This is a genomic window from Mycobacterium sp. MAC_080597_8934 (assembly GCF_000523975.1).
In the GTDB taxonomy this organism is placed as follows: Bacteria; Actinomycetota; Actinomycetes; order Mycobacteriales; family Mycobacteriaceae; genus Mycobacterium; species Mycobacterium avium.
The window spans coordinates 299,122-323,638 of the sequence record NZ_JAOS01000023.1; the positions used below are offsets into that span (position 1 = coordinate 299,122).

Consider the following 24,517-nt stretch of genomic DNA (forward strand, 5'->3'; position numbering starts at 1 on the left):
AGGGGGGATGATGGTTGACGTGACCGACGTCCGCGACCACCATCCCAAGCGCGGGGAACTACGCATCTATCTGGGTGCGGCCCCGGGGGTGGGCAAGACGTATTCGATGCTGGGTGAGGCACATCGGCGGCTGGAGCGCGGCACGGATCTGGTGGCCGGGGTGGTGGAGACCCACGGGCGCGCGAAAACCGCTGAGCTGCTTGAGGGCATCGAGATCATTCCGCCGCGCTACATCGAATACCGGGGCGGCCGCTTCCCCGAACTCGACGTGCCGGCCGTGCTGGCCCGTCACCCCCAGGTGGTGTTGGTCGACGAACTCGCACACACCAACACCCCGGGCAGCAAGAACCCCAAGCGGTGGCAGGACGTCGAGGAGCTTCTGGACGCCGGGATCACGGTGATCTCCACCGTCAACGTGCAGCACCTGGAAAGCCTCAACGACGTCGTCGCCCAGATCACCGGCATCGAGCAGAAAGAGACCGTGCCGGATTCGGTCGTCCGCCAGGCCTCGCAGGTCGAGCTCATCGACATCACACCGGAAGCGTTGCGGCGCAGGCTGTCTCATGGGAATGTCTATGCGCCGGATCGGATCGATGCGGCGCTGTCCAACTACTTCCGGCGCGGAAACCTCACCGCGCTAAGGGAACTGGCGCTGCTGTGGCTGGCCGACCAGGTCGACACGGCGCTGGCCAAATACCGCGCCGAGAACAAGATCACCGACACGTGGGAGGCCCGCGAGCGGGTCGTGGTGGCGGTCACCGGCGGTCCGGAATCGGAGACGTTGGTGCGACGGGCGTCGCGCATCGCGTCGAAGTCCAGCGCCGAACTGATGGTGGTGCACGTCATCCGGGGCGACGGGCTGGCCGGCCTGTCGGAATCGCGGATGGCCAAGATCCGGGAGCTGGCCAGCAGCCTGGACGCGTCGCTGCACACCATCGTCGGCGACGAGGTGCCCGCGGCCCTGCTCGAGTTCGCCCGCGAGATGAACGCCACCCAGCTGGTGATCGGCACCTCGCGGCGGTCCCGCTGGGCGCGGCTGTTCGAGGAGGGGATCGGCCCCCGGATCGTCGAATTGTCCGGCAAGATCGACGTGCACCTGGTCACCCACGAGGAATCCAAACGCGGCTTCCGGGCGTCCTCGCTGGCGCCGCGGGAGCGGCGGGTGGCGTCCTGGCTGGCGGCGCTGATCGTGCCGTCGGTCATCTGCGCGGTCACCGTCACGTGGCTGGACCCCTACCTGGACACCGGCGGCGAGAGCGCGCTGTTCTTCGTCGGGGTGCTGCTGGTGGGCCTGCTGGGAGGCATTGCGCCGGCGGCACTTTCGGCGGTGCTGTCCGGGCTGCTGCTGAACTATTACCTGATCGCCCCGCGGCACAGCTTCACCATCGCCGAACCCAACAGTGCCATCACCGAATTGGTGCTGCTGCTGATCGCGGTGGCGGTCGCGGTGCTGGTCGACTTCGCGGCCAAGCGCACCCGGGAGGCTCGGCGCGCTTCCCAGGAGGCCGAGCTGCTGACGCTGTTCGCGGGTTCGGTGCTGCGCGGCGCCGATCTGGAGACGCTGCTGGAGCGGGTGCGCGAGACCTACGCCCAGCGGTCGGTCAGCATGCTGCGCGAGTCGGAGGACGCGCGGGCCGGCGGCACCAAGACCCAGGTGGTTGCCTGCGTGGGCCGGGATCCCTGTGTCAGCGTCGACGCCGCGGACACCGCGATCGAGGTGGGCGGCCCCGATTCCAGCGAATTTCAGATGTTGCTGGCGGGCCGCAAGCTGTCCGCGCGGGACCGCCGGGTGCTCAGCGCCGTGGCCCGGCAGGCGGCGGGGCTGATCCGGCAGCGCGAACTCGCCGAGGAGGCCAGCCGCACCGAGGCGATCGTGCGGGCCGACGAGCTGCGCCGCTCGCTGTTGTCAGCGGTCAGCCACGACCTGCGCACCCCGCTGGCGGCGGCCAAGGTCGCGGTCTCCAGCCTGCGTGCCGAGGATGTCGCCTTCTCCCCCACCGACACCGCGGAGTTGCTGGCCACCATCGAGGAGTCGATCGACCAGCTGACCGCGCTGGTGGGCAACCTGCTCGATTCGTCGCGGCTGGCCGCCGGGGCGATTCACCCCGATCTGCGCCGGGTGTATCTGGAGGAGGCCGTGCAACGCGCGCTGGTCAGCATCGGCAAGGGCGCCACCGGCTTCTTCCGCTCCGCGATCGATAGGGTCAAGGTCGATGTGGGCGATGCCATGGTGATGGCCGACGCCGGGCTGCTGGAGCGGGTGCTGGCCAACCTGATCGACAACGCGCTGCGCTACGCGCCCAACTGTGTGGTGCGGGTCAACGCCGGGCAGGTCGGCGATCGGGTGCTGATCAACGTCATCGACGAAGGGCCCGGGATACCGCATGGCGCCGAGGAACAGATCTTCGAAGCGTTTCAGCGGCTCGGCGATCACGACAACACCACCGGGGTGGGGTTGGGCATGTCGGTGGCGCGCGGCTTCGTCGAGGCGATGGGGGGGACGATCACGGCCACCGACACTCCCGGCGGCGGGCTCACGGTGATGGTGGATATGGCTGCGCCGCAATCCGAAGGCGCCGCATGACGCGCGCCGGCGACGATGCAGAGCGCAGCGATGCTGAGGAGCGGCGCAGATGACTCGCGTTTTGGTGATCGACGACGAGCCGCAGATCCTGCGCGCGCTGCGCATCAACCTGTCGGTGCGCGGGTACGAGGTGGTCACCGCGTCGACCGGCGCGGGCGCGTTGCGGGCCGCCGCCGAGCACAAACCCGACGTGGTGATCCTCGACCTCGGGCTGCCGGACATCTCCGGGATCGACGTGCTGGCGGGGCTGCGCGGTTGGCTCACCGCGCCGGTGATCGTGTTGTCCGCCCGCACCGATTCGTCGGACAAGGTCGAAGCGCTGGACGCCGGGGCCGACGATTACGTCACCAAACCCTTTGGGATGGACGAGTTCCTGGCTCGGCTGCGGGCGGCGGTGCGCCGCAACACCGCGGCCTCCGAGATGGAACAGCCGGTCGTCGAAACGGAGTCGTTCACCGTCGACCTGGCCGCCAAGAAGGTCACCAAGAACGGCAGCGAGGTGCACCTCACCCCCACCGAGTGGGGGATGCTCGAGGTGCTGGTCCGCAATCGGGGCAAGCTGGTCGGCCGCGAGGAGCTGCTCAAGGAGGTCTGGGGGCCGGCGTATGCCACCGAAACCCATTACCTGCGTGTGTATCTCGCGCAGCTGCGCCGCAAGCTGGAAAACGACCCGTCGCACCCCAAACACCTGCTGACCGAATCGGGCATGGGGTATCGATTCGAGGCGTGAGCGAGGCGATTGCGGTGCGGGGCTGCGGCCGGCACTACCGCCTCGCCAGCCCCACCGGCCACTCGCGTCCCCGCGCCGGGCACTCGGTTAAGTGCCCGCCTCACAGCGACAACGGGCCGCCTCACGCAGGGCCAAGACACGCTGATGGATTCGGTGTTCGGTGGAGCGCGGCATGCCGCCCGGGCCGTATCGGCCCCGGCCGAGCCGGCGTACCCGCCCATGCACGATCTCCCAACGCAGCGCATCCGACACCGCCTTCGACGGCCGGCCCTGCACGCAAAAGCCATGCCAGTCAAGCGCTTTGATCAGCTCGCCGATGTCGGCCGGTCCGTGCACGGCCAGCTGCATCGCCAGCACGTAGCGCAGCTCTATTCCCTTGAGTAGTAGTCGATTCATTGCCGAACCGTCCCACACGGGTGTGACATCCCCGGTTGTCGCTCAGAGGCGGGCACTTAACACCTCGCCTCCAGCGGGGACATCCGTGAGGGACATCGAGCGGGGACGTCCGTGAGGGACCTCCAGCGGGGACGTCCGTGAGGGACCTCCAGCGGGGACGTCCGTGGGGGACCTCCAGCGGAGACGTCCGTGACCCAAGTGGCCTACCCCGCGATGGACAGCACGATGCCGTCCAGGATGTCGTGCTCGCTGACCGTCAGCTCGTCGATGCCCGCGCGGGCACGGAACTCCCGCGCCAGTTCCTCCACCACGACCGCGCCTCCGGCGATCACGTCGGCCCGCCCCGCATGCATCGGCGGCAGCGCCGCGCGCTGGGCCCGCGTCATGCCGATCAGCCGTTCGCACACCGCCAGCAGATCCCGCCCACTCACCCGCGAAAGATGAATGGCCGCAGAATCATACGCCGGCAAATCGTGAGCCAGCGCCGACAGCGTGGTCATCGTCCCGGCCACCCCGACCCAGGTTCGCGCCCCTTCCACGGGCACCACCCCCAGCGCGACCTCGAGCCGTTCGCGCACCACCTGACGGGCCAGCGCCACCTCCTCGGGCGTCGGCGGGTCGGAATGCAGGCATCGCTCGGTCAGCCGCACGCAGCCGATGTCGGCCGAGTGGCTCGCCGTCACCCCGTCACTGCCGCCGACCACGATCTCCGTCGACCCGCCGCCCAGATCAACGACCACGAAAGGACCGGCCGCACTGTCCAATTCGCCGACCGCCCCGCGGAACGACAGCTCGGCCTCGTCGGCGCCGGTGATCACTTCGGCCACCGCACCGGGCAGCACCGCGCCCAGCACGTCGGCCGTCATGGAAAAGAAGTCGGCCCGGTTGCCGACGTCCCGGGCGGCCGACGTGGCCACCATCCGCACCCGCTGCACACCATGTTGTTTCAGCAGATCCGCGTAGTCGCTCAGCGCCGCGCGGGTGCGCGCGATGGCCTCCGGCGCGAACTCCCCGGTCGCGTCCACACCCTGACCCAACCGCACGATCCGGGTCTCACGGTGCACGTCGCGCAGCCGGCCGTCGCGCACGTCGGCGATCAGCAACCGGATCGAGTTGGTGCCGCAGTCGATTCCCGCGAGCCTGCCGGTCACCATCGGCCCTCCTGTAAAACTCCGGCCAGCGCGGGATCGGCGGCCAGGATCGACAACGCCTGGTCCCCAAAGGGATTCACGCCCGGCCCCTTGGCCAGCGAATGAGCGATCAGCACGTGCAGGCACTTGACCCGGTCCGGCATGCCGCCGGCCGAAAACGTGGTGCCCAGGGGTTCGATCGCGTCCCGTTCGGCCAGATACGACTCGTGGGCACGCCGGTACGCGGCCGCCAATTCCGCGTCCTGACTCAGCCGCTCGGTCATCTCCCGCATCAACCCCGTCGTCTCCAACCTGCTCGCGGCCGCCGTCAGCGCGGGATGCGTCAGGTAGTACAGCGTTGGAAACGGTGTTCCGTCAGGGAGTTTCGGCGCGGTCTTCACCACACCGGGTTCGCCGTTGGGACACCGGTAGGCGATGGCGAGCACCCCGCGCGGTTCACGCCCGAGTTGACGCGCCACCGCATCCAGGTCGGCGCGATCAACCACCGGGACCCGCGGGATTCGGTGCGGGCGGCGGAACCGGACCGGGCGGACCCGGTTCGGCCGGGGGAGCTTGCGGGACAGCAGGATTGGCCGGCGGCAGGTGCGGAGCATCGGCGATGGTGTGCCACAGCGAGGTGTACCACGGGTCGTTGTTGACCGGCTTCGCCGACGGCGATCCCGGCTGGGTGGGTTCGGCGGCGGTCGGCGGAAGCTGAACCTGGAACGGGATGTCCCCGGGCTTGACGAAGCCGAGCCGCTCGCGGGCCTGGGCCGCGATATAGGCCGGGTCGGCGAGTTTGGCCTTGCGCTGCTCCAAGTCGGCGATCTGGCGGCGCAGCGCCGCCTCGCTGGCGGCCAGCTGATTCATCTCGGTGCGCTGGGCGAAATAGGTGCGCACCGGCCCGGCGATGGTCAACGTCAGCACGCAGATCACCGCGGCCAGCACCGCCGCGCGCCGGGCGGTGAAACCCAGCCGCTGCTCGGAGCGCTGCTCCACCGACTCGGCGGCCTGCCGCACGATGGGTTCGACCACCGGCTCGTGCTGCGCCCGGGCGGTCTTGCGGGCGGTGACGGTCTGCGACGGCTTGGCCGCGCGACGGCGCCGAACCGAATCGCCGGCCTTCCCCGGCCGCGATGCCGGGGAGCGGCGCTTCGGATCGGGCTTGGCGGGCAAGCTATCTGGTCTCCAACGCGAACCGCGGGAAGGCCAGGTCGCCGGCGTAACGCGCGGCGTCGCCGAGCGCCTCCTCGATCCGCAGCAGCTGGTTGTACTTGGCCACCCGCTCGCTGCGGGCCGGCGCTCCGGTCTTGATCTGCCCGCTGCCGACGGCCACCGCCAGGTCGGCGATCGTGGTGTCCTCGGTTTCACCGCTGCGGTGGCTCATCATCGTGCGGTAGCCGCTGTGGTGGGCCAGCGCGACGGCGTCCAGCGTCTCGGTCAGCGTGCCGATCTGATTCACCTTGACCAGCAACGCATTTGCGACGCCCTTCTCGATACCCTCTTCCAGGCGTTCGGGATTGGTGACGAAGACGTCGTCGCCGACGAGCTGCACCCGGTCGCCGATCGACGCGGTCAGCGCCGCCCAGCCGTCCCAATCATCTTCGGACAGCGGGTCTTCGATGGACACCAACGGATACGCGCCGAGCAGCCCGACGTAGAACTCGGCCATCTGCTCGGCGGTGCGGGTGCTGCCCTCGAACTTGTAGCCGGTGCCGTCGCTGTAGAACTCGGTGGCCGCCGCGTCGAGGGCCAGCGCCACGTCGGTGCCGAGTTTGAAGCCGGCCGATTCGATGGCCCGGCCGATCAGGTCCAGCGCCGCGGTGGTGCCCGCCACGTCGGGGGCGAAGCCGCCCTCGTCGCCCAGGCCGGTGCTCAGGCCCTCCTTCTTGAGCACCGACTTCAGCGAGTGATACACCTCCGCACCCCAGCGCAGCGCCTCGGCGAAACTCGGCGCGCCGATCGGGGCGACCATGAACTCCTGGATGTCGACGGCGGTGTCGGCGTGCGCGCCGCCGTTGAGGATGTTCATCATCGGCACCGGCAGGATGTGCGCGTTGGGCCCGCCCAGGTAGCGGAACAGCGGCAACTCCGCGGAATCGGCGGCCGCCTTGGCCACGGCCAGCGACACGCCCAGGATCGCGTTGCCGCCCAGCCTCGACTTGTCCGGGGTGCCGTCCAGGTCGACCAGCGCCTGGTCCACCAGGCGCTGGTCGTCGGCGTTCAGCCCGATCACCGCCGGACCGATCTCGTCCAGCACGGCCTGCACCGCCTTCTGCACGCCCTTGCCGCCGTACCGCTCCCCGCCGTCGCGCAGTTCGACGGCCTCGTGCTCACCGGTCGACGCCCCGGACGGCACCGCCGCGCGGGCGAACGTTCCGTCGGTCAGGGCGATCTCGACCTCGACTGTCGGGTTACCGCGGGAGTCGAGGATCTCGCGGGCCCCGACCTGCTCGATAATCGGCACTGAGTTCTCCTTGTATCCGTAGCCGGTGCGTGCACTCGTCGTCAGCGATACATCCTGCTACAGCGGGTGACCTTTGGCGTAAGCGGTCGCCCAATCGCGCACCGCCCGGGCGTAGACACCGGAGTTGTTGTAGGCGCGCAGCGCGGTGATCCACCCCCGCGGTGTGGCGAGATCCTTTCCGCGCCAACACAGATAACCCGCCGCGGCGAGCGCGGCGTCGTCGATGTTGTCCGGGCTGACCCGGCCGTCGTTGTGAGCGTCGACAGCGTAGAGCCGCCAGGTCTCCGGGATGAACTGCATCGGCCCCATCGCGCGCGTCACGCCGTCCTCGTCCGTCACGTCCTCGTCGTTGTCGACGATGCGCAGCGTGCCGCCGCTGCCGTCCAGGCGGACACCCCGAATCGGGGGGCTCACATCGCCGTTGGGCGCCAGCCGCGCGCCGCGGTAGGTGCCGTGGTGGCTCTCCACCTGCCCGATGCCGGCCAGCGTGGTCCAGGCGATGTGGCACTTCGGGTTCTCGACCTCGGCGACCCGCGCCGCGTATGCGTAGGCCTCGAGCGCGATGACCGGGATCTCCAATCCTGCCGCGCGCTGCGCGGCCCAGTCGCGCAACTGATCCGCGGGGCGACCGCTGGCGTGGGTGTCCACCGGGGGCACCGGGTCGCCGGCCGGCGGCGGGACGCCGTCGGGGATGAACAGGCTGAGCTGCCAGGTGCAGCTGGAGGCCAGCACGATCGCGGTCGCGCCGATCACGGCGGCCGCGCGCATCCAACGCCTCGGCGACACCATGCTTTCCTGAGCTCCCCTAAAACTCGCCTGCACCAACTTCCGCCCCACCATCGTCCCATGCATTCCGGGACCGCTCGGTTGCGCCGGGCCCGCGGGCACCGATTTGTCGCCGCGTTCAGCTAATCGTCCATTAGCTGACGGTCACCTTGGCTAGCGCGGTCAGACCGAGGCCGACCACCGGGATTCGCAACCTCATCCCCGATATTACCGAGGCGCGGGTGCCAAATCCGGCAAACAATGCGGTGATCGCTCTCGGCGGCGGTGAACACGCCACGGGCCGATGGCCAACGGGACCGGCCGCTCAGTTCTCGTCGCCGCCGGCGTCGTCGGTGAGCTGCTCGGCGGAGGCCGGCTCGGGATCGGTGTCGCCCGCCGGCCAGTGCTGCCGCCACTCCTGCTCAGAGATCTCACCGAGCGGGGCGATGTCGAACTCGTCGGGGACGCTGGTGCCGCGGCGCGCCGCCGCGATCGACCGCTCGACGCCGCGGACGGTTGCCACGAAATCCAAAACCGCTGTGCGCAAAGCACTTTCAGCGTCCACGTCGGCAGATATTGCGATCGAGGTGACCTGCGGCGGGATCAGGTCGGCGGGCAGACCGGCCTTCTCGGCCCGCCCGATCACCTTCTGCGCCAGCGCCAGCGCCGGTTGCCCGGTGTGCACGTCGTCCATCACCGATTTCCGCGGCTTCTCGGCCGCCTTGCGCTCTTCCCACTGCGCCAGCTGCTCTTCGAGCGAAATGGTTTGCCCGGCAAGCACTCCCGGCACCCGGTTGCCCAGTTTGCGGATCAGCGCGGCGGCGACGTCGTCGATGGTGAAGGCCGACTGCGGGGCGTCCTCCGCGATGCGGGCGTGGAAGAGGACCTGCAGCAGCACGTCACCGAGCTCGTCGCGCAACGCCTCGGCGTTGCCGCCGGCCACCGCGTCCAGCAACTCGTAGGTCTCCTCCAGCAGAAACCGGCGCAGCGACTCGTGGGTTTGCTCACTTTCCCACGGTCCGGCGGTGCGCAGCTTGTCCATCATCGCCACCGCGTCGACCAGCCGTTCGCCGCGCGGGGCGTCCGGCGCCGAGATAAGCCGGGCCCCGGCGGCCAGCCGGGCGGTGACGGCGGGGTGGTCGCGGTCCGACGACAGCAGCACCGGCGCCGGATCATCGGGGTCGCCGGAGTGCACCGGGCGCGCCGCCGGCAGCGACCAGGGCACCGCGATCGGCATCTCCTCGGTGTACTGCACCTCGCCGGCGAGATGCTCGACTGCCTCGACCGGCACCAGCGACGGCCGGCGCGGGTCGCACAAGATCACAATCACCCGCGCCCCTCCTCACTGGCCATCGCCGCCACCGGCGCGCCGGTGCCGACATCCGTCTGCGGTTTACCCTGCAGCGCCGTCACCAGGTTGGCCACCATCTGCACCAACTCGACGTCACGCAGCCGCGGCGCGCCCACCCCGCCGGCGCGCGGGATGGGAACCTGCACGGTCGACGTGGTGGCCCGGTAGCTGGCGGCCGGATACATCCGCTTCAGCCGCACCTGGGCCGAATCGGGCAGCGTGATCGGCGAGAGCCGCACGGTGGCCGCCGACGGCGCCGACACCTCGGTGATGCCGGCGGCGCGGCACAGCAGCCGCAGCCGGGCGACCGCCACCAGCCGCAGGGCCGGTTCGGGCAGCGCCCCGTAGCGGTCGACGAGTTCCTCGACCACCGCGTCGATCTCGTCGTCCGAGCCCGCGGCGGCCAGCCGCCGATACGCCTCCAGCCGCAGCCGATCGCTGGCGATGTAGTCCGGCGGCAGGTGCGCGTCCACCGGCAGGTCGATCCGCACGTCCTTGGGCTCCTCGGCGGTGGTGACGGTCTGGCCGTCCGCCGCGGCCCGGTACGCCTCGACGGCCTCGCCCACCAGCCGCACATACAAGTCGAAGCCGACGCCGGCGACGTGCCCGGACTGCTCCACCCCCAGCACGTTGCCCGCGCCGCGGATCTCCAGGTCCTTCAGCGCGACCGCCATGCCCGCGCCGAGCTCGTTGTTCTGGGCGATGGTGGCCAGCCGGTCATACGCCGTCTCGGTCAGCGGGGCGTGCGGCGGATACAGGAAGTAGGCGTAACCCCGTTCGCGGCTGCGCCCCACCCGGCCGCGCAGCTGGTGCAGCTGCGAGAGCCCGAACGTGTCGGCGCGCTCGACGATCAGCGTGTTGGCGTTGGAGATGTCCAGGCCGGTCTCCACGATCGTGGTGCACACCAGGATGTCGTACTCGCGGTTCCAGAACCCCTGCACGGTGCGTTCCAGCCGCTCCTCGGGCATCTGGCCGTGCGCCACCACCACCCGCGCCTCGGGCACCAGCTCGCGCACCCGCGCGGCCGCCCGGTCGATCGAGCTGACCCGGTTGTGCACGTAGAAGGCCTGCCCGTCGCGCAGCAGCTCGCGCCGCAACGCCGCCGCCACCTGCTTGTCGTCGTGCGGGCCGACGTAGGTCAGCACCGGGTAGCGCTCCTCCGGCGGGGTCAGGATCGTCGACATCTCGCGGATGCCGGCCAGGCTCATCTCCAGCGTTCTGGGAATCGGCGTGGCGCTCATGGTCAGCACGTCGACGTGGGTGCGCAGGCTCTTGATGTGCTCCTTGTGTTCGACGCCGAACCGCTGCTCCTCGTCGACCACCACCAGGCCGAGGTCCTTCCAGCGCACACCGGTCTGCAGCAGCCGGTGCGTGCCGATCACGATGTCGACCGAGCCGTCGGCCAGCCCCTCGATCACCGCGCGGGATTCGGCCGCGTCGGTGAACCGGGACAGGCCCTTCACGGTCACCGGGAAGCCGGCCATCCGGTCGGTGAAGGTCTGCAGATGCTGGTCGGCCAGCAGCGTGGTGGGCACCAGCACGGCGACCTGCTTGCCGTCCTGCACCGCCTTGAACGCCGCCCGCACCGCGATCTCGGTCTTGCCGTAGCCGACGTCGCCGCAGATCACCCGGTCCATCGGGATCGGCTTTTCCATGTCCGATTTGACCTCGGTGATCGCGGTCAGCTGGTCGATGGTCTCGGTGTAGCCGAAGGCGTCCTCCATCTCGGCCTGCCACGGGGTGTCCGGGGAGAACGCGTGCCCGGGGCTGGCCTGCCGCTTGGCGTACAGGGAGACCAGTTCGCCGGCGATCTCGCGCACCGCGCGGCGCGCCTTGGTCTTGGTGTTGGCCCAGTCGCTGCCGCCGAGCTTGGACAGCGCCGGCGCCTGGCCGCCGACATAGCGCGACAGCTGGTCCAACGAATCCATCGGGACATACAGCTTGTCGGATCCGCCGCCCCTCTTGGACGACGCGTACTCCAGCACCAGGTACTCGCGCCGCGCCCCGCCGACCGTGCGCTCGGTCATCTCCACGAACCGGCCGATGCCGTGCTGGTCGTGCACCACCAGGTCACCGGCCGTCAGCGCCAGCGGGTCGACGGTGTTGCGCCGCTTGGCTGCCAGCCGCTTGCCCTCCACGGCGGCGACCCGGCTGCCGGTCAGATCCGTCTCGGTGATCACCACCAGGTTCGCGCCGGGGATGACGATGCCGTCGTGCAGCGGTCCCTTGAGCACCCCGACCACCCCGGCGCGGGGCGCCGCGCCGGATTCCAGCATGGCGGCCGGGGTGTCGCATTCGGCCAGCCGTTCCACCACCCGGTGTGCGGTCCCGGTGCCGGGCGCGACGACGGCGGCGTGGCCGCCGGTGCTGACGTGCGCGCGCAGCATCGCGAAGATGCCGTCGATGTCGTGTTGATGGCCGCGCGCCGACGGCGCCGCCCGCACGTCCAGCTCCACCGCCGACTCGTCGGACAGCTGGCTCAGCGTCCACCACGGGTGCCCGCAACGGACCGCCGCCGCCCGCACCTCGTCCAGCTCGGCGAAGCCTGATCCGCCCAGTTGCTCGACGTCGATCGGCGCTTGATTCTCCAAGGTCCCCAGTGCCGCGACCGACCAGGAGGCCTCCAGGAACTCGCGGCCGGTCTTGATCAGGTCGGCCGCCCGGGTGCGGATCTTCTCCGGGTCGCACAGCAGCACCGGGGTGCGCTCGGCCAGCTGATCGGTCAGCAGCACCTGCTTGCCGGGCCGCAGCACCGGCAGCAGCGCCTCCATGCCGTCGACCGCGATGCCGTCGGCGATCTTGGCCAGCATGTCGCTGACGCTGCCGGTGATGGCCGGCTCGCTCGCCGGGTGCTGGGCGGCCAGCTCCGCGGCGCGGGCCCGCACGTCCTCGGTGAGCAGCAGCTCGCGGCAGGGCACCGCGATCACGGTGTCGACCGCGATCTCGGGAATGGAACGCTGGTCGGCGACCGAGAACATCCGCATCTCGCTGACCTCGTCACCCCAGAACTCGACCCGCACCGGGTGCTCGGCGGTCGGCGGGAAGACGTCGAGAATGCCGCCGCGCACGGCGAATTCGCCGCGCCGGCCCACCATGTCGACCCTGCTGTAGGCCAGCTCGACCAGCCGCGCGATCACGTGCTCGAATTCGATCTCCTGGCCCACGCTCAGCGTCACCGGCTCCACCAGACCCAGCTGCGGGGTCATCGGCTGCAGCAGCGAGCGGACCGCGGTCACCACCACCTGCAGGGGCGGCCCCAGCCTCGCGTCGTCGGGGTGGGCCAGCCGGCGCAGCACCGTCAACCGGGCGCCGACGGTGTCGACGCCGGGCGAGAGCCGCTCGTGCGGCAGCGTCTCCCAGGACGGGAAGACGGCCACGGCATCGCCGACGACGCCGCGCAGTTCAGCGGTCAGGTCGTCGGCTTCGCGCCCGGTCGCGGTGACTACCAGCAAAGGGCCCAACCGCGCCAGCGCACTGGCGACGAACAGTCGCGCGCTGGCTGGACCCACCAGGCTCAGGTCGGCCGGCGATGCGGCCGCGGTGTCGATCAACTGCTGGAAGGTCGGCGCGGTGAGCGCCAATTCAACGAGCCCCGCGATCGGGGTTTCTGGGCGAGCAGCCCCCGGTGCGGTCATGATGAATTCCATTCTAGGGCGGCGCGCCCGGCTCCCTGCTCCCGCCGACGCGGCGCTCGCCGGCGCCGGGCGGGACCGCCGGACGCGGGCGAACCACGTCAATATTGAGCTCGTCGCCGTCAAGGGAGCGTAAGAAACGCACCGGCCGGCGCCCCACGCGCGCAGGTTGGATGCATGACATTGCTGGACATCCTGCCGTCGCTGGGTCACGCGGCTCCCCCGCGGTTCGATCCCGCGATCTGGCCCGTCACCGCCCATCCCGACGAGGAGGGCCGGCTGTGCGTCGGCGGCGTGCCGCTGGGCGACGTCGCCGACGAGTTCGGCACCCCGGTCTACGTCGTCGACGAAGCCGACTTCCGGTGCCGCGCCCGCCGGTACCGCAAGGCGCTGCGCGGCGTCGAGGTGGTCTACGCCGGCAAGTCGCTGCTGAGCACCGCGGTGGCCCGGTGGGCCCGCGAGGAGCGCCTCGGCGTCGACGTCTGCTCGGCCGGTGAACTGGCCACCGCGCTGGCCGGCGGGGTCGACCCGGCCCGCATCGTCATGCACGGCAACGCGAAATCGCCCGAGGAGCTGCGCGAGGCGGTGCGCGTCGGGGTGGGCCGCATCGTGCTGGATTCGACCATCGAAATCGCGTATCTGGCCGGCCTGGCCCGTCGCCGCCAGCCGGTGCTCATCCGGGTCACCCCCGACATCGACATCCACGGGCACCGCGCCGTCACCACCGGCGTCAGCGACCAGAAGTTCGGCTTCACCCTGGCCGGCGACCACGCGGCCGACGCGGTGCGCCGGGTGCTGGCCCACCCCATCCTCGACCTGGTCGGCCTGCACTGCCACCTCGGCTCGCAGGTGTCCGACCCCGCCCTGTACGGCGAGGCGATCCGCCGGATGATCGCCGCGATGGCCGATGTCCGGGCCCGGCACGGCGTCATCCTGACCGAGCTGAACCTTGGTGGGGGACATGCCATTCCGTATGCGTCCGGCGACCCGGAGCTGAACCTCGACCAGCTGGCCGACGTGATCGAGGACGCCCTGGACGAGGCGTGCGCCGCCGAGCGGTTCCCCCGCCCGCAGATCGTGGTGGAGCCGGGCCGGGCGATCAGCGGTCGGGCCGGGGTGACCCTGTACCGGGTGTGCTCGGTGAAGACGCAATGCGGCGGGCGGACCTTCGTCGCCGTCGACGGCGGCATGAGCGACAACCCGCGGGTGTCGCTGTACGGCGCGCGGTATGCCGTCGCGCTGGCCAACCGGCATCCGCTGGGCCTCAAGCAGCGGGTCACGGTGGCGGGCCGGCACTGCGAGTCCGGCGACGAGATCGCCCGCGACGTCGAGCTGCCCGCCGATCTGCGCCCGGGTGACCTGCTGGCCGTGGCCTGCACCGGCGCCTACCACCACAGCATGGCGTCGAACTACAACATGGTCGGGCGCCCGCCGCTGGTGGCGGTCAGCGAGGGCCGGGCCCGGGAACTGGTCCGCCGCGAAACCGTGGCCGACCTGCTGGCCCGCGACCGCGGGTAGCCCCGGCTCGCCGCTCGTAACGCCACGGCGGCCGAATCCGGCCGGAGACCGCCGTGGCGTTACACCCGCGGAACGCTCACTCGTCTTGCAGCCGGGGGTCGGCTTCCAGATGCGTCAACCCGTTCCACATCAGGTTGACCAGGTGGGCGGCCACCACTTCCTTCTTGGGCTCGCGGGTGTCGAGCCACCACTGCGCCGTCATCGACACCGAACCCACCAGCGCCTGGGCGTACAGCGGCGCCAGGTCGGGGTCCAGGCCGCGCCGGGCGAAGTCGCCGGCCAGGATGGAGCTGACCTGGCTGACGGCGTCGTTGAGCAGGCTGGAGTAGGTGCCCGAGCTGATCGCGGCCGGCGAGTCGCGGATCATGATCCGGAAGCCGTCGGTGCGCTCCTCGACGTAGGTGAGCAACGCCAGCGCGACCCGCTCGACGCGCACCCGGGACCGGTTGTTGGTCAGCGACGAGGTGATGCCGTCCAGCAACGCCGACATCTCCCGGTCGACGACGACGGCGTACAGGCCCTCCTTGCCGCCGAAATGCTCGTAGACCACCGGCTTGGACACGTTGGCGCGCAGCGCGATCTCCTCGATCGAGGTGCCCTCGTAGCCGCGTTCGGCGAACAGCGAGCGCGCGATGCCGATGAGCTGCTGCCGCCGCTCGCTGCCGGTCATCCGCGCGCGCGGCGCCCGCACCTCCTTGTCCGGGTCCTTGTGGGTTTGCGAGTCCAGCACGGCCACGTCAATCAGCGTATAGCGTCGCCCGCGCCGCGCCGCCCGTCTTTCCCGCGGCGCCGCGATCGGCCCGCAGCGTCTAAAGTCTTGGGTTGGCGCGGCCCTAGGGGCCCGGCGATCCGTCGTGGTGTAATCGGCAGCACATCAGATTTTGGTTCTGAGAGTTCAGGTTCGAGTCCTGGCGACGGAGCACCAACAGGCACGAGCCCTTTTGCCTCGAGCGTGCCGCAAGTGCCACGCTTGACGGCGTGTCGTCGCACCGACGGGCACCGTCGCGCCGGGGTTTGAGGAGGGTCGATGTCGTCTCCTGGTGATACCGCGGTCCTGGTGCTGGCGGCCGGGCCCGGCACCCGGATGCGGTCCGACACCCCGAAGGTGCTGCACCCGCTCGGCGGCCGCAGCATGCTGTCCCATCTGCTGCACGCCATCGCCAAGGTGGCGCCGCAACACCTGGCCGTGGTGCTGGGCCACGACCACGAGCGCATCGCCCCGCTGATCGCCGATTGGGCCGACGACCTGGGCCGTCCCATCGACGTGGCGCTGCAGGAACGGCCCCGCGGCACCGGCGACGCCGTCCGGTGTGGCCTGTCGGCGCTGCCCGACGACTACGCCGGCGTCCTGGTCGTCACCTCCGGCGACACCCCGCTGCTGGACGCCGACACCGTGGCCGACCTGATCGCCGGCCACACCGCGACCCGGGCCGCGGTCACCGTGCTGACCACGACGCTGAGCGACCCCAGCGGCTACGGCCGCATCCTGCGCACCCAGGACAACGAGGTGACGGCGATCGTCGAGCACGCCGACGCCACCGAATCGCAACGCGAAATCCGCGAGGTCAACGCCGGGGTGTACGCCTTCGACACGGCGGCGTTGCGCTCGGCGCTGAACCGGTTGAGCGCCGACAACGCCCAGCAGGAGCTGTACCTGACCGACGTCATCGCGATCCTGCGCGGCGACGGCCTGCCCATCCGCGCCCGCCACGTCGACGACAGCGCGCTGGTGGCCGGCGTCAACAACCGCGTGCAGCTCGCCCAGCTGGGCGCCGAGCTCAACCGCCGCGTCGTGGCCGCCCATCAGCTGGCGGGCGTGACCGTCGTCGACCCGGCCACCACCTGGATCGACGTCGACGTCACCATCGGTCGCGACACCGTCATCCACCCGGGCACCCAGCTGCTGGGCCGTACCCAGATCGGCGGCCACTGTGTCGTCGGGCCGGACACCACCCTGACCGACGTCAGCGTCGGCGACGGCGCGTCGGTGGTGCGCACCCACGGCACCGGGTCGTCCGTCGGCGCCGGCGCCACCGTCGGCCCGTTCGCCTATCTGCGGCCCGGCACCGTGCTGGGCGACGACGGCAAGCTGGGGGCGTTCGTCGAGACCAAGAACGCCACCATCGGCACCGGCACCAAGGTGCCGCACCTGACCTACGTGGGCGACGCCGACATCGGCGAGCACAGCAACATCGGCGCCTCCAGCGTGTTCGTCAACTACGACGGCGAGTCCAAGCGGCGCACCACGGTGGGCTCGCACGTGCGAACCGGGTCCGACACCATGTTCGTGGCCCCGGTCACGGTCGGCGACGGCGCCTACACCGGGGCCGGCACCGTGGTGCGCGAGGATGTGCCGCCCGGCGCGCTGGCGGTGTCCGCCGGTCCGCAGCGCAACATCGAGGGCTGGGTGCGCCGCAAACGCCCCGGCAGCGCGGCCGCGCGAGCGGCGGAGGCCGCCGAAAAGGCCGCCAGGGGCGGTCCCGCCGGGGAGGCCGAATAGACACCGCGGGTTGGGTAGCTGGCAACCCGGCGACATTTCCGTACTATTCGCTTCGTACGATGGGGCCTTCTTTTGATCCTCATCTCGACCCCGACATGGCGAGGGCAGTGCGTTGAGCCACGACTGGACCGATAACCGCAAAAATCTGATGCTCTTCTCCGGTCGTGCGCACCCGGAGCTGGCCGAGCAGGTGGCCAAGGAACTCGACGTCCACGTCACCGCCCAGACCGCGCGCGAGTTCGCCAACGGCGAGATCTTCGTGCGGTTCCACGAATCGGTGCGCGGCTGCGACGCGTTCGTGCTGCAGTCCGCCCCGGCGCCGGTGAACAGCTGGCTGATGGAACAGCTGATCATGATCGACGCCCTCAAGCGGGGCAGCGCCAAGCGGATCACCGCGGTGATGCCGTTCTACCCGTACGCCCGCCAAGACAAGAAGCACCGCGGCCGCGAACCGATCTCGGCGCGCCTGGTCGCCGACCTGCTCAAGACCGCCGGCGCCGACCGGATCGTGACCGTCGACCTGCACACCGACCAGATCCAGGGCTTCTTCGACGGGCCGGTCGACCACATGCGCGGGCAGAACCTGCTCACCGGCTACATCCGCGACAACTACCCCGACGGCAACATGGTCGTCGTCTCCCCCGACTCCGGCCGGGTGCGCATCGCCGAGAAATGGGCCGACGCGCTGGGCGGCGTGCCGCTGGCCTTCATCCACAAGACCCGCGATCCGCGGGTGCCCAACCAGGTGGTGTCCAACCGCGTGGTGGGCGAGGTGGCCGGCCGGACCTGCGTGCTGATCGACGACATGATCGACACCGGCGGCACCATCGCCGGCGCGGTCAAGCTGCTGCGCGACGAGGGCGCCGGCGACGTGATCATCGCCGCGACCCACGGTGTGCTCTCCGATCCGGCCGCCGAGCGCCTGGCCTCCTGCGGCGCCCGGGAGGTGATCGTGACCAACACCCTGCCGATCGGCGAGGAAAAGCGGTTCCCGCAGCTGACGGTGCTGTCCATCGCGCCGCTGCTGGCCAGCACCATCCGGGCGGTCTTCGAAAACGGTTCGGTCACAGGGCTTTTCGACGGGGACGCCTAGATGGCTCAGGGCGCGACCATCTACCACAACCCCCGCTGCAGCACCTCCCGCAAGACGTTGGAGTTGTTGCGCGACAACGGTTTCGAGCCGAACATCGTCGAATACCTGAAGACCCCGCCGTCGCGCGCCGAACTGGTGAAGATGATCCGCGACGCCGGCATCGACGTGCGCACCGCGGTGCGCAAGCGCGAGTCGCAGTACGACGAGCTCAACCTGGCCGAGGCGTCCGACGAGCAGTTGCTCGACGCCATGATCGAACACCCGATCCTGATCGAACGGCCCTTCGTCGTCACGCCGAAGGGCACTCGGCTGGCCCGCCCGATCGACGCGGTCCGCGAGATTCTGTGAACCGACTCCGCGGCTGCGCGGCAGTCGCCGCAGCGGTTGCACTGGCCGTGGCCACCGCCGGCTGCGCACCGAAACCGCCCGACTACCAATCGATCCTGTCGAAGACGCCGACGACGACCACCACCACCAGCGCCACGGCGAAGCCGGTCCCGCTGTCGCAGTATCTGCAGAGCATCGGTGTCACCGGGCAGCAGGTGGCCCCGGCGTCGCTGCCGGATCTGACGGTGTCGATCCCGACCCCGCCGGGCTGGGCGCCGTTCAGCAGCCCGAACATCAGCCCGCAGACGGTGATGATCTCCAAGGGCGGCAAGTTCCCCACGGCGCGGCTGGTGGTCTTCAAGCTGAGCGGCGATTTCGACCCGGCCCAAGTCATCAAGCACGGCAACGACGATGCGCAGCTGTTCGAGAACTTCAAGCAGCTGGACGCGTCCGGCGCCCCGTACAACGGCTTTCCCTCGTCGATGATCCAGGGCAGCTACGACCTGGACGGCATGCGGCTGCACAGCTGGAACCGGATCGTCATCGCCACCGGATCGCCGCCGGCGCATCAGCGCTATCTGGTGCAGCTCACGATCACCAGCCTGGCCGATCAGGCCGCCGCGGAGTCGACCGACATCGAGGCGATCATCCACGGCTTCGTGGTGGCGGCGAAGTAGCCGCCCGGCGCCCGGCGGCCGCGGCGATTAGTGTTAGCAGCCATGACAGGCTGGACCGCCGCAGACCTACCGTCGTTCGCGCAGCGAACCGTCGTCATCACCGGCGCCAACAGCGGGTTGGGTGCGGTGACCGCCCGCGAGCTGGCGCGACGGGGGGCCACCGTCATCATGGCCGTGCGCGACACCCGCAAGGGCGAGGCGGCCGCGCGGACGATGGCCGGCCAGGTGGAGGTCCGCGAGCTCGACCTGCAGGATCTGTCGTCGGTGCGCCGGTTCGCCGACGGGGTGAGCGGGGCCGACGTGCTGATCAACAACGCCGGCATCATGGCCGTCCCGTACGCGCTGACCGTCGACGGCTTCGAGAGCCAGATCGGCACCAACCACCTGGGCCATTTCGCGTTGACCAACCTGCTGCTGCCCCGGCTCACCGACCGCGTCGTGACGGTGTCGTCGATGGCGCACTGGCCGGGACGGATCAACCTCGAGGACCTGAACTGGCGGTCGCGCCGGTACTCGCCGTGGCTGGCCTACAGCCAGTCCAAGCTGGCCAACCTGCTGTTCACCAGCGAGCTGCAGCGCCGCCTGACGGCCGCCGGTTCCCCGCTGCGCGCGCTGGCCGCCCACCCCGGCTACTCGCACACCAACCTGCAGGGCGCCTCGGGCCGCAAGCTGGGCGACGCGTTGATGTCGGCGGCGACACGGGTGGTCGCCACCGACGCCGATTTCGGTGCCCGGCAAACCCTGTACGCGGCGTCCCAGGATCTGCCCGGGGACACCTTCGTCGGCCCCCGGTTCGGTTACCTGGGCCGCACCCAACCGGTCGGGCGCAGCCGGCGGGCCAAAGATGCCGGCATGGCGGCGGCGCTGTGGGCGCTCTCCGAGCAGCTCACCAAGACCGAATTTCCGCTCTGAGGTGCGCATGCGCTAACCTGGCCGGGCGTCACGGCGAGGGTGGCTGGCTGGCCAGCACCGTTATCGACGGAGACCGACGACTGTCGCGTCCTGGCCGTGCCCCGAACACAGCGCAACAGCACACAGGAGCGACACGATGGCCAAGCAAGCACTCAACCAACTGACGGCCGCGGTGCGAACCGAGACCGGCAAGGGCGCGTCCCGGCGGGCCCGCCGCGCCGGCAAGATCCCCGCCGTCCTCTACGGCCACGGCACCGATCCCCAGCACCTGGAGCTCCCCGGCCACGACTTCGCGGCCGTGCTGCGGCACGCCGGCACCAACGCGGTGCTCACCCTCGACATCGACGGCAAGGAACAGCTGGCGCTGACCAAAGCGCTCGACATCCACCCGATCCGCCGCACCATTCAGCACGCCGACCTGCTGGTGGTGCGCCGCGGCGAGAAGGTGGTCGTGGAGGTCACCGTCGTCATCGAGGGTGACGCCGCGCCCGGCTCGCTGGTCACCCAGGAGGCCAGCACCATCGAGATCGAGGCCGAGGCCCTCTCGATTCCCGAGCAGTTCACCGTGTCGGTCGAAGACGCCGAACCCGGCACCCAGTTCACCGCCGGGCAGATCGCCCTGCCCAAGGGCGTCAACCTGATCTCCGACCCGGAGTTGCTGGTGGTCAACGTGGTCAACGCCCCGACGGCCGAGGAACTCGCCGAGGAGGGCGCTGGCGAGGTCACCGAGGAGCCCGCGGCGGCCGAGGCGGAAGAGGCCGGCGAAGAAGAGGCCGCCGAAGCCGAGTCCGAGTAGGCGGGTCGCATCGTGGCCGAGCCGTTGCTGGTGGTCGGCCTGGGCAATCCCGGAGACAACTACGCCCGCACCCGGCACAACGTCGGGTTCATGGTCGCCGACCTGCTGGCGGCGCGGATGGGTTCGAAGTTCAAGGCGCACAAGCGGTCCGGCGCCGAGATCGTCAGCGGCCGGCTGGCCGGGCGCTCCGTGGTGGTGGCCAAGCCGCGCTGCTACATGAACGAATCCGGCCGCCAGGTCGGCCCGCTGGCGAAGTTCTACTCGGTGCCGCCGGGCGACATCATCGTCATCCACGACGATCTCGACTTGGACTTCGGCCGCATCCGGCTCAAGATCGGCGGCGGCGAGGGTGGCCACAACGGCCTGCGCTCAGTGGCAAGCGCCTTGGGCAGCAAGGACTTTCAACGCGTCCGCATCGGGATCGGCCGCCCGCCGGGGCGCAAGGACCCGGCGGCCTTCGTGCTGGAGAACTTCACCGGCACCGAACGCGCCGACGTCCCGACCATCTGCGAGCAGGCCGCCGACGCCACCGAGTTGCTGATCGAACTGGGGCTCGAGCCCGCCCAGAACCGGGTGCACGCCTGGTAGCGCAGGAACCGAGAGCAGACGCGAAAGCACCCGACACGCCGATGTTTTGGGTGCTTTTGTGTCTGCTCGGCTGACTAAGTCACCAGGGTGACGGAGTTGGAGCGCCGCAACTTGCCCGACGGCGTCTTGGGGATGGTCCCCGGGCCCAGCACCACCACGTTGCGCGGCCGCATGTCGACCTCGGCCACCACCTCGCGGGCGACCTGGTGCTCGATGCGACGCACCTCGGCCGGGTCCTGGAAGGCGTTGGACTCCACCGCCACCGCGAACGTCTCGCGGGAGTGGCCGGCGTCCAGGCGCACCGCCACCGCGCAACCGGGCCGCACCCCCTCCACACGGCAGGCAGCCCGCTCGATGTCGGTGGGATAGATGTTGCGGCCGGCCATGATGATGACGTCCTTGACCCGGCCGCACACCACCACGTGCCCCTCCTCGGTCAGGTAGCCGAGGTCGCCGGTGTCATACCAGCCGTTCTCGTCCTGGGCCGGGATGAAGCCGCCCATGGTGAGGTAGCCGGGCGTCACCGACTCGCCGCGCAGCTCGATGACGCCGACCCCGCGCGGCGGCATCACGTCGCCGTTCTCGTCGACGATGCGCGCCTCCAGGTCCTGCAGCAGCGGGCCGAGCGTGGCCAGCCGGCGGGTGTTGCCCTTGGTGGCCGGCACGGCGCGGCGCAGGGCGGCCAGCAGGTCGGCGTCCACCTCGTCGACCACCAGGCCGGCGTTGCACTCCGAGAAGGACACGGCCAGCGTGGTTTCGGCCATGCCGTAGGCCGGCAGGATCGCCGACGGCTTGAGCCCGAACGGCTTGCCCGCGTCCAGCAGGTCCTCGACGTCGGCGGGTTCGACGGGCTCGGCGCCGGACAGCGCGAAGCGCAGCGTCGACAGGTCGAAGTCGCCGGGCTTGGCCTGCCGGCGCAGCCGCTTGGCCAGCAGCGCGTAGGCGAAGTTGGGCGCCGCGGTCATGGTGCCCTTGTACTTGTCGATCAGCTTGGCCCACAGCAGGGTGTCCCGCAGGAAGTCCATCGGGGTGACCTTGACCAGCTCGGCGCCGAAGTACATCGGGATGGTCAGGAAGCCGACCATGCCCATGTCGTGGAAGCAGGGCAGCCAGCTGACCATGACGTCCTTGTCGACGTCGTACTGGGCACCGATGAACATGGCCTCGGCGTTGGAGTAGATGTTGCGGTGGGTGATCTGCACGGCTTTGGGGGACCCGGTGGAGCCGGACGTCAGCTGCATCAGCGCCAGGTCGTCCTCGCCGACCTCGACCGGGTCGATCGGGTCGGACGCCAGCAGGTCGGCGACGGTGAGGACCTTGATGTCCTTCTCCTGCAGGACCGGGATGGCGACCAGGAAGGGCTCCGAGACGACGACGGCCTTCGCCTCGATCATGCCGATGACGTTCATGGTGTCCTCGGCCCACACCGCCAGGTCGGTGCGCGGGGTGGGCTGGTGCAGCATGGTCAGGCTGGCGCCGCGCATCCACAGGCCCTGCGCGGTCGGGGCGATCTCCACCGGGAAACCGGCCAGCACGCCGACCGCGTCGCCCGGCCCGATGCCCGCGGCGGCCAGGCCGCCGGCGATGCGGCGGGCGCGCTCGTGCACCTCGCCCCAGGTATGACGGACCGGGTTGTGGGGTTCACCGGTGACCATGCCCGTCTTCGCGGTCCGGGCATTGCGGTACATCTTCTCGGTAAACCTGCTCACGAAAACCTCCTCGGTTCCAGCCCTGGCCCCAGCACCCGAAATCTCATGTTCCGCCCGCCGGGCCACCCCGCGACGCAGGCGGGTAAGCACAGTTCGGCGGCGGTTCGGTCTCGGATCGGTGATGCGTCGCCGGCCGCGGCAAAGACGCGGCGCCCGGTCGTCCGACAAGCGCGAATCGGGCCCGAAAAACCTTGTCGGGCCCGATTCATCAATCGTCCGCCGGAACGCCCAGCGGACGATGAGATTAAGTGTTTCTGCTCAACGCTTCCCGTCACCGCGGATTATCTTAAACTCCTCTTAGGGAAGCGCCAAACTAATGGCGAAATTGGGGCTCTTTTCACAGCCGCGCTGCTCGGGTGTCACACCTCGGTCGGTGCCGGGACCACGCGGGCACCGGCCACCGGTCCGCTGGCGACCCGCACCGTGCGGCACACCCCCACCCCGGACACCTCGGTGCCGACGTCCACCGCCGCGGCCGCCGACGGGCACAGGAAGGCACACGTCGGGCCGGAGCCCGACACGATGCCCGCCAGCGCGCCGGCCTGCACGCCGGCGCGCAGGGTGCGGCGCAGGCCAGGGTTCAGGCTCACCGCGGCGGCCTGCATTTCATTGCCCAACAGCGGCGCCAACTGGTCGGCGTCGCCGGCGGCCAGCGCGGCCAGCACCGGGCCCGGCCCGGGCAGCCGCGGCGGATCGCCCGCCCGCCGCAGCCGGTCCAGCTCGGCGAACACCTTGCGGGTCAGCAGCTCGCCGTCGGCGAACGCCAGCACCCAGTGAAAGGTGTTGCGGGACAACACCGTCGCCAGCTCCTCTCCGCGGCCGGTGCCCAGCGCGGTGCCGCCGTGCAACGCAAACGGCACGTCGCTGCCCAGCCGCGCGGCGAGCATGCGCAGATCGCGGCGGGGCACGTTGAGCTCCCACAGCGAGTTCATCGCGACCAGCACTGCCGCCGCGTCGGCGCTGCCGCCGGCCATCCCGCCGGCCACCGGGATGGACTTGTCGATCATGATCGACACGTCCGGCGCCCGGCCGACGTGTTCGGCCATCAGCTCGGCGGCCTGCCAGGCCAGGTTGCGTTCGTCGGTGGGCAGCTTGTCGGCGCCCTCGCCGACGATGTCGAGCGAGAGCACGTCGGCGTTGCGCACGGTCACCTCGTCGAGCAGCGAGACGGCCTGAAAAATCGTGGTCAGCTCGTGGTAGCCGTCCTCGCGGCGATCGCCGACGGCCAGGTAGAGGTTGACTTTTCCGGGCACCCGGACGGTGACCGACCCGGTGGGCACCCAAGCCGCGGCGGTGTTGCCGTCAGACATCGTTACCCACCGCAGCAGACTATCGCTGCCGG

At 70.3% G+C, this 24,517-nt stretch carries 21 protein-coding genes and 1 tRNA gene; 11 read left to right on the forward strand and 11 right to left on the reverse strand.

The annotated features are described in order from the left end of the window. Positions 1-7 precede the first annotated feature (7 nt). Together NF20_RS14030 and NF20_RS14035 are read left to right on the forward strand one after the other, a co-directional pair. Positions 8-2,584: a sensor histidine kinase gene (locus tag NF20_RS14030; protein ID WP_009975281.1), complete on the forward strand. Its 2,577-nt coding sequence runs from the start codon at positions 8-10 to the stop codon at positions 2,582-2,584. Positions 2,585-2,633: 49 nt separating this feature from the next. Further along, positions 2,634-3,314, forward strand: a complete 681-nt coding sequence (locus NF20_RS14035) for a response regulator (RefSeq protein ID WP_003877545.1) — start codon at positions 2,634-2,636, stop codon at positions 3,312-3,314. Positions 3,315-3,401: 87 nt separating this feature from the next. On the opposite strand, the gene NF20_RS14040 is transcribed toward NF20_RS14035, so the two are convergent. The 8 genes from NF20_RS14040 to mfd all read right to left on the reverse strand — a co-directional run bounded on the left by NF20_RS14040 (position 3,402) and on the right by mfd (position 13,058). Continuing rightward, positions 3,402-3,728 (reverse strand): hypothetical protein, encoded by a 327-nt coding sequence (locus NF20_RS14040; RefSeq protein WP_003877544.1) that lies wholly within the window; start codon positions 3,726-3,728, stop codon positions 3,402-3,404. Positions 3,729-3,913: 185 nt separating this feature from the next. Beyond that, positions 3,914-4,864, reverse strand: coding sequence for a Ppx/GppA phosphatase family protein (locus NF20_RS14045; protein ID WP_019732886.1), 951 nt, complete (start codon positions 4,862-4,864; stop codon positions 3,914-3,916). After that, positions 4,858-5,346, reverse strand: a complete 489-nt coding sequence (locus NF20_RS14050) for a DUF501 domain-containing protein (RefSeq protein WP_003872730.1) — start codon at positions 5,344-5,346, stop codon at positions 4,858-4,860. The genes NF20_RS14045 and NF20_RS14050 overlap by 7 nt, the downstream gene beginning before the upstream one ends. Then, a complete protein-coding gene (locus NF20_RS14055; RefSeq protein WP_023873943.1) occupies positions 5,339-6,016 on the reverse strand; it encodes an FtsB family cell division protein in 678 nt (225 codons plus the stop codon). Before NF20_RS14055 ends, NF20_RS14050 begins: the two co-directional genes overlap by 8 nt. Position 6,017: 1 nt before the next feature. Then, positions 6,018-7,307, reverse strand: a complete 1,290-nt coding sequence (gene eno, locus NF20_RS14060; protein ID WP_023873941.1) for a phosphopyruvate hydratase — start codon at positions 7,305-7,307, stop codon at positions 6,018-6,020. Between the two features lie 57 nt (positions 7,308-7,364). After that, complete coding sequence (locus NF20_RS14065) at positions 7,365-8,093, reverse strand: lytic transglycosylase domain-containing protein (protein WP_003877541.1); 729 nt, start codon at positions 8,091-8,093, stop codon at positions 7,365-7,367. A 304-nt stretch (positions 8,094-8,397) separates the two neighbouring features. Beyond that, positions 8,398-9,402 carry a nucleoside triphosphate pyrophosphohydrolase gene (locus NF20_RS14070; protein ID WP_033710676.1) on the reverse strand — a complete coding sequence of 335 codons (1,005 nt, stop codon included), beginning with the start codon at positions 9,400-9,402 and terminating at the stop codon, positions 8,398-8,400. Further along, on the reverse strand, positions 9,399-13,058 hold the full coding sequence (gene mfd, locus NF20_RS14075) for a transcription-repair coupling factor (RefSeq protein WP_164999922.1): 3,660 nt from the start codon (positions 13,056-13,058) through the stop codon (positions 9,399-9,401). The genes NF20_RS14070 and mfd overlap by 4 nt, the downstream gene beginning before the upstream one ends. A gap of 174 nt (positions 13,059-13,232) precedes the next feature. Between mfd and lysA the strand changes: the two genes are divergently transcribed. After that, complete coding sequence (gene lysA / locus NF20_RS14080; protein WP_033710678.1) at positions 13,233-14,573, forward strand: diaminopimelate decarboxylase; 1,341 nt, start codon at positions 13,233-13,235, stop codon at positions 14,571-14,573. Between the two features lie 76 nt (positions 14,574-14,649). Here lysA and NF20_RS14085 read toward each other — a convergent pair whose 3' ends face one another. After that, on the reverse strand, positions 14,650-15,243 hold the full coding sequence (locus NF20_RS14085) for a TetR/AcrR family transcriptional regulator (protein WP_003877537.1): 594 nt from the start codon (positions 15,241-15,243) through the stop codon (positions 14,650-14,652). A gap of 178 nt (positions 15,244-15,421) precedes the next feature. Here NF20_RS14085 and NF20_RS14090 point away from each other — a divergent pair. The 8 genes from NF20_RS14090 (at position 15,422) to pth (ending at position 21,466) form a co-directional block, all read left to right on the forward strand. Then, a tRNA-Gln gene (locus NF20_RS14090) sits at positions 15,422-15,493 on the forward strand. A gap of 107 nt (positions 15,494-15,600) precedes the next feature. Next, positions 15,601-17,073 (forward strand): bifunctional UDP-N-acetylglucosamine diphosphorylase/glucosamine-1-phosphate N-acetyltransferase GlmU, encoded by a 1,473-nt coding sequence (gene glmU, locus NF20_RS14095; RefSeq protein WP_033710679.1) that lies wholly within the window; start codon positions 15,601-15,603, stop codon positions 17,071-17,073. 112 nt (positions 17,074-17,185) lie between these two features. Beyond that, entirely contained in the window at positions 17,186-18,166 is a 981-nt protein-coding gene (locus NF20_RS14100; protein ID WP_003877535.1) for a ribose-phosphate diphosphokinase, read from the forward strand. Beyond that, positions 18,167-18,514, forward strand: a complete 348-nt coding sequence (gene arsC, locus NF20_RS14105; protein WP_033710680.1) for an arsenate reductase (glutaredoxin) — start codon at positions 18,167-18,169, stop codon at positions 18,512-18,514. Then, positions 18,511-19,170: an LpqN/LpqT family lipoprotein gene (locus NF20_RS14110; RefSeq protein WP_003872741.1), complete on the forward strand. Its 660-nt coding sequence runs from the start codon at positions 18,511-18,513 to the stop codon at positions 19,168-19,170. The genes arsC and NF20_RS14110 overlap by 4 nt, the downstream gene beginning before the upstream one ends. Positions 19,171-19,212: 42 nt before the next feature. Then, entirely contained in the window at positions 19,213-20,082 is an 870-nt protein-coding gene (locus NF20_RS14115) for an oxidoreductase (protein ID WP_009975293.1), read from the forward strand. A 136-nt stretch (positions 20,083-20,218) separates the two neighbouring features. Beyond that, a complete protein-coding gene (locus tag NF20_RS14120; protein WP_003872743.1) occupies positions 20,219-20,878 on the forward strand; it encodes a 50S ribosomal protein L25/general stress protein Ctc in 660 nt (219 codons plus the stop codon). Positions 20,879-20,890: 12 nt separating this feature from the next. Beyond that, complete coding sequence (gene pth / locus NF20_RS14125) at positions 20,891-21,466, forward strand: aminoacyl-tRNA hydrolase (RefSeq protein WP_033710681.1); 576 nt, start codon at positions 20,891-20,893, stop codon at positions 21,464-21,466. A 74-nt stretch (positions 21,467-21,540) separates the two neighbouring features. Here the strand turns inward: pth and NF20_RS14130 are convergent, their stop codons facing one another. Continuing rightward, positions 21,541-23,175: a fatty acyl-AMP ligase gene (locus tag NF20_RS14130; RefSeq protein ID WP_010949050.1), complete on the reverse strand. Its 1,635-nt coding sequence runs from the start codon at positions 23,173-23,175 to the stop codon at positions 21,541-21,543. 359 nt (positions 23,176-23,534) lie between these two features. Further along, positions 23,535-24,485, reverse strand: coding sequence for a 4-(cytidine 5'-diphospho)-2-C-methyl-D-erythritol kinase (locus NF20_RS14135; protein ID WP_033710682.1), 951 nt, complete (start codon positions 24,483-24,485; stop codon positions 23,535-23,537). Between the last annotated feature and the right edge of the window lie 32 nt (positions 24,486-24,517).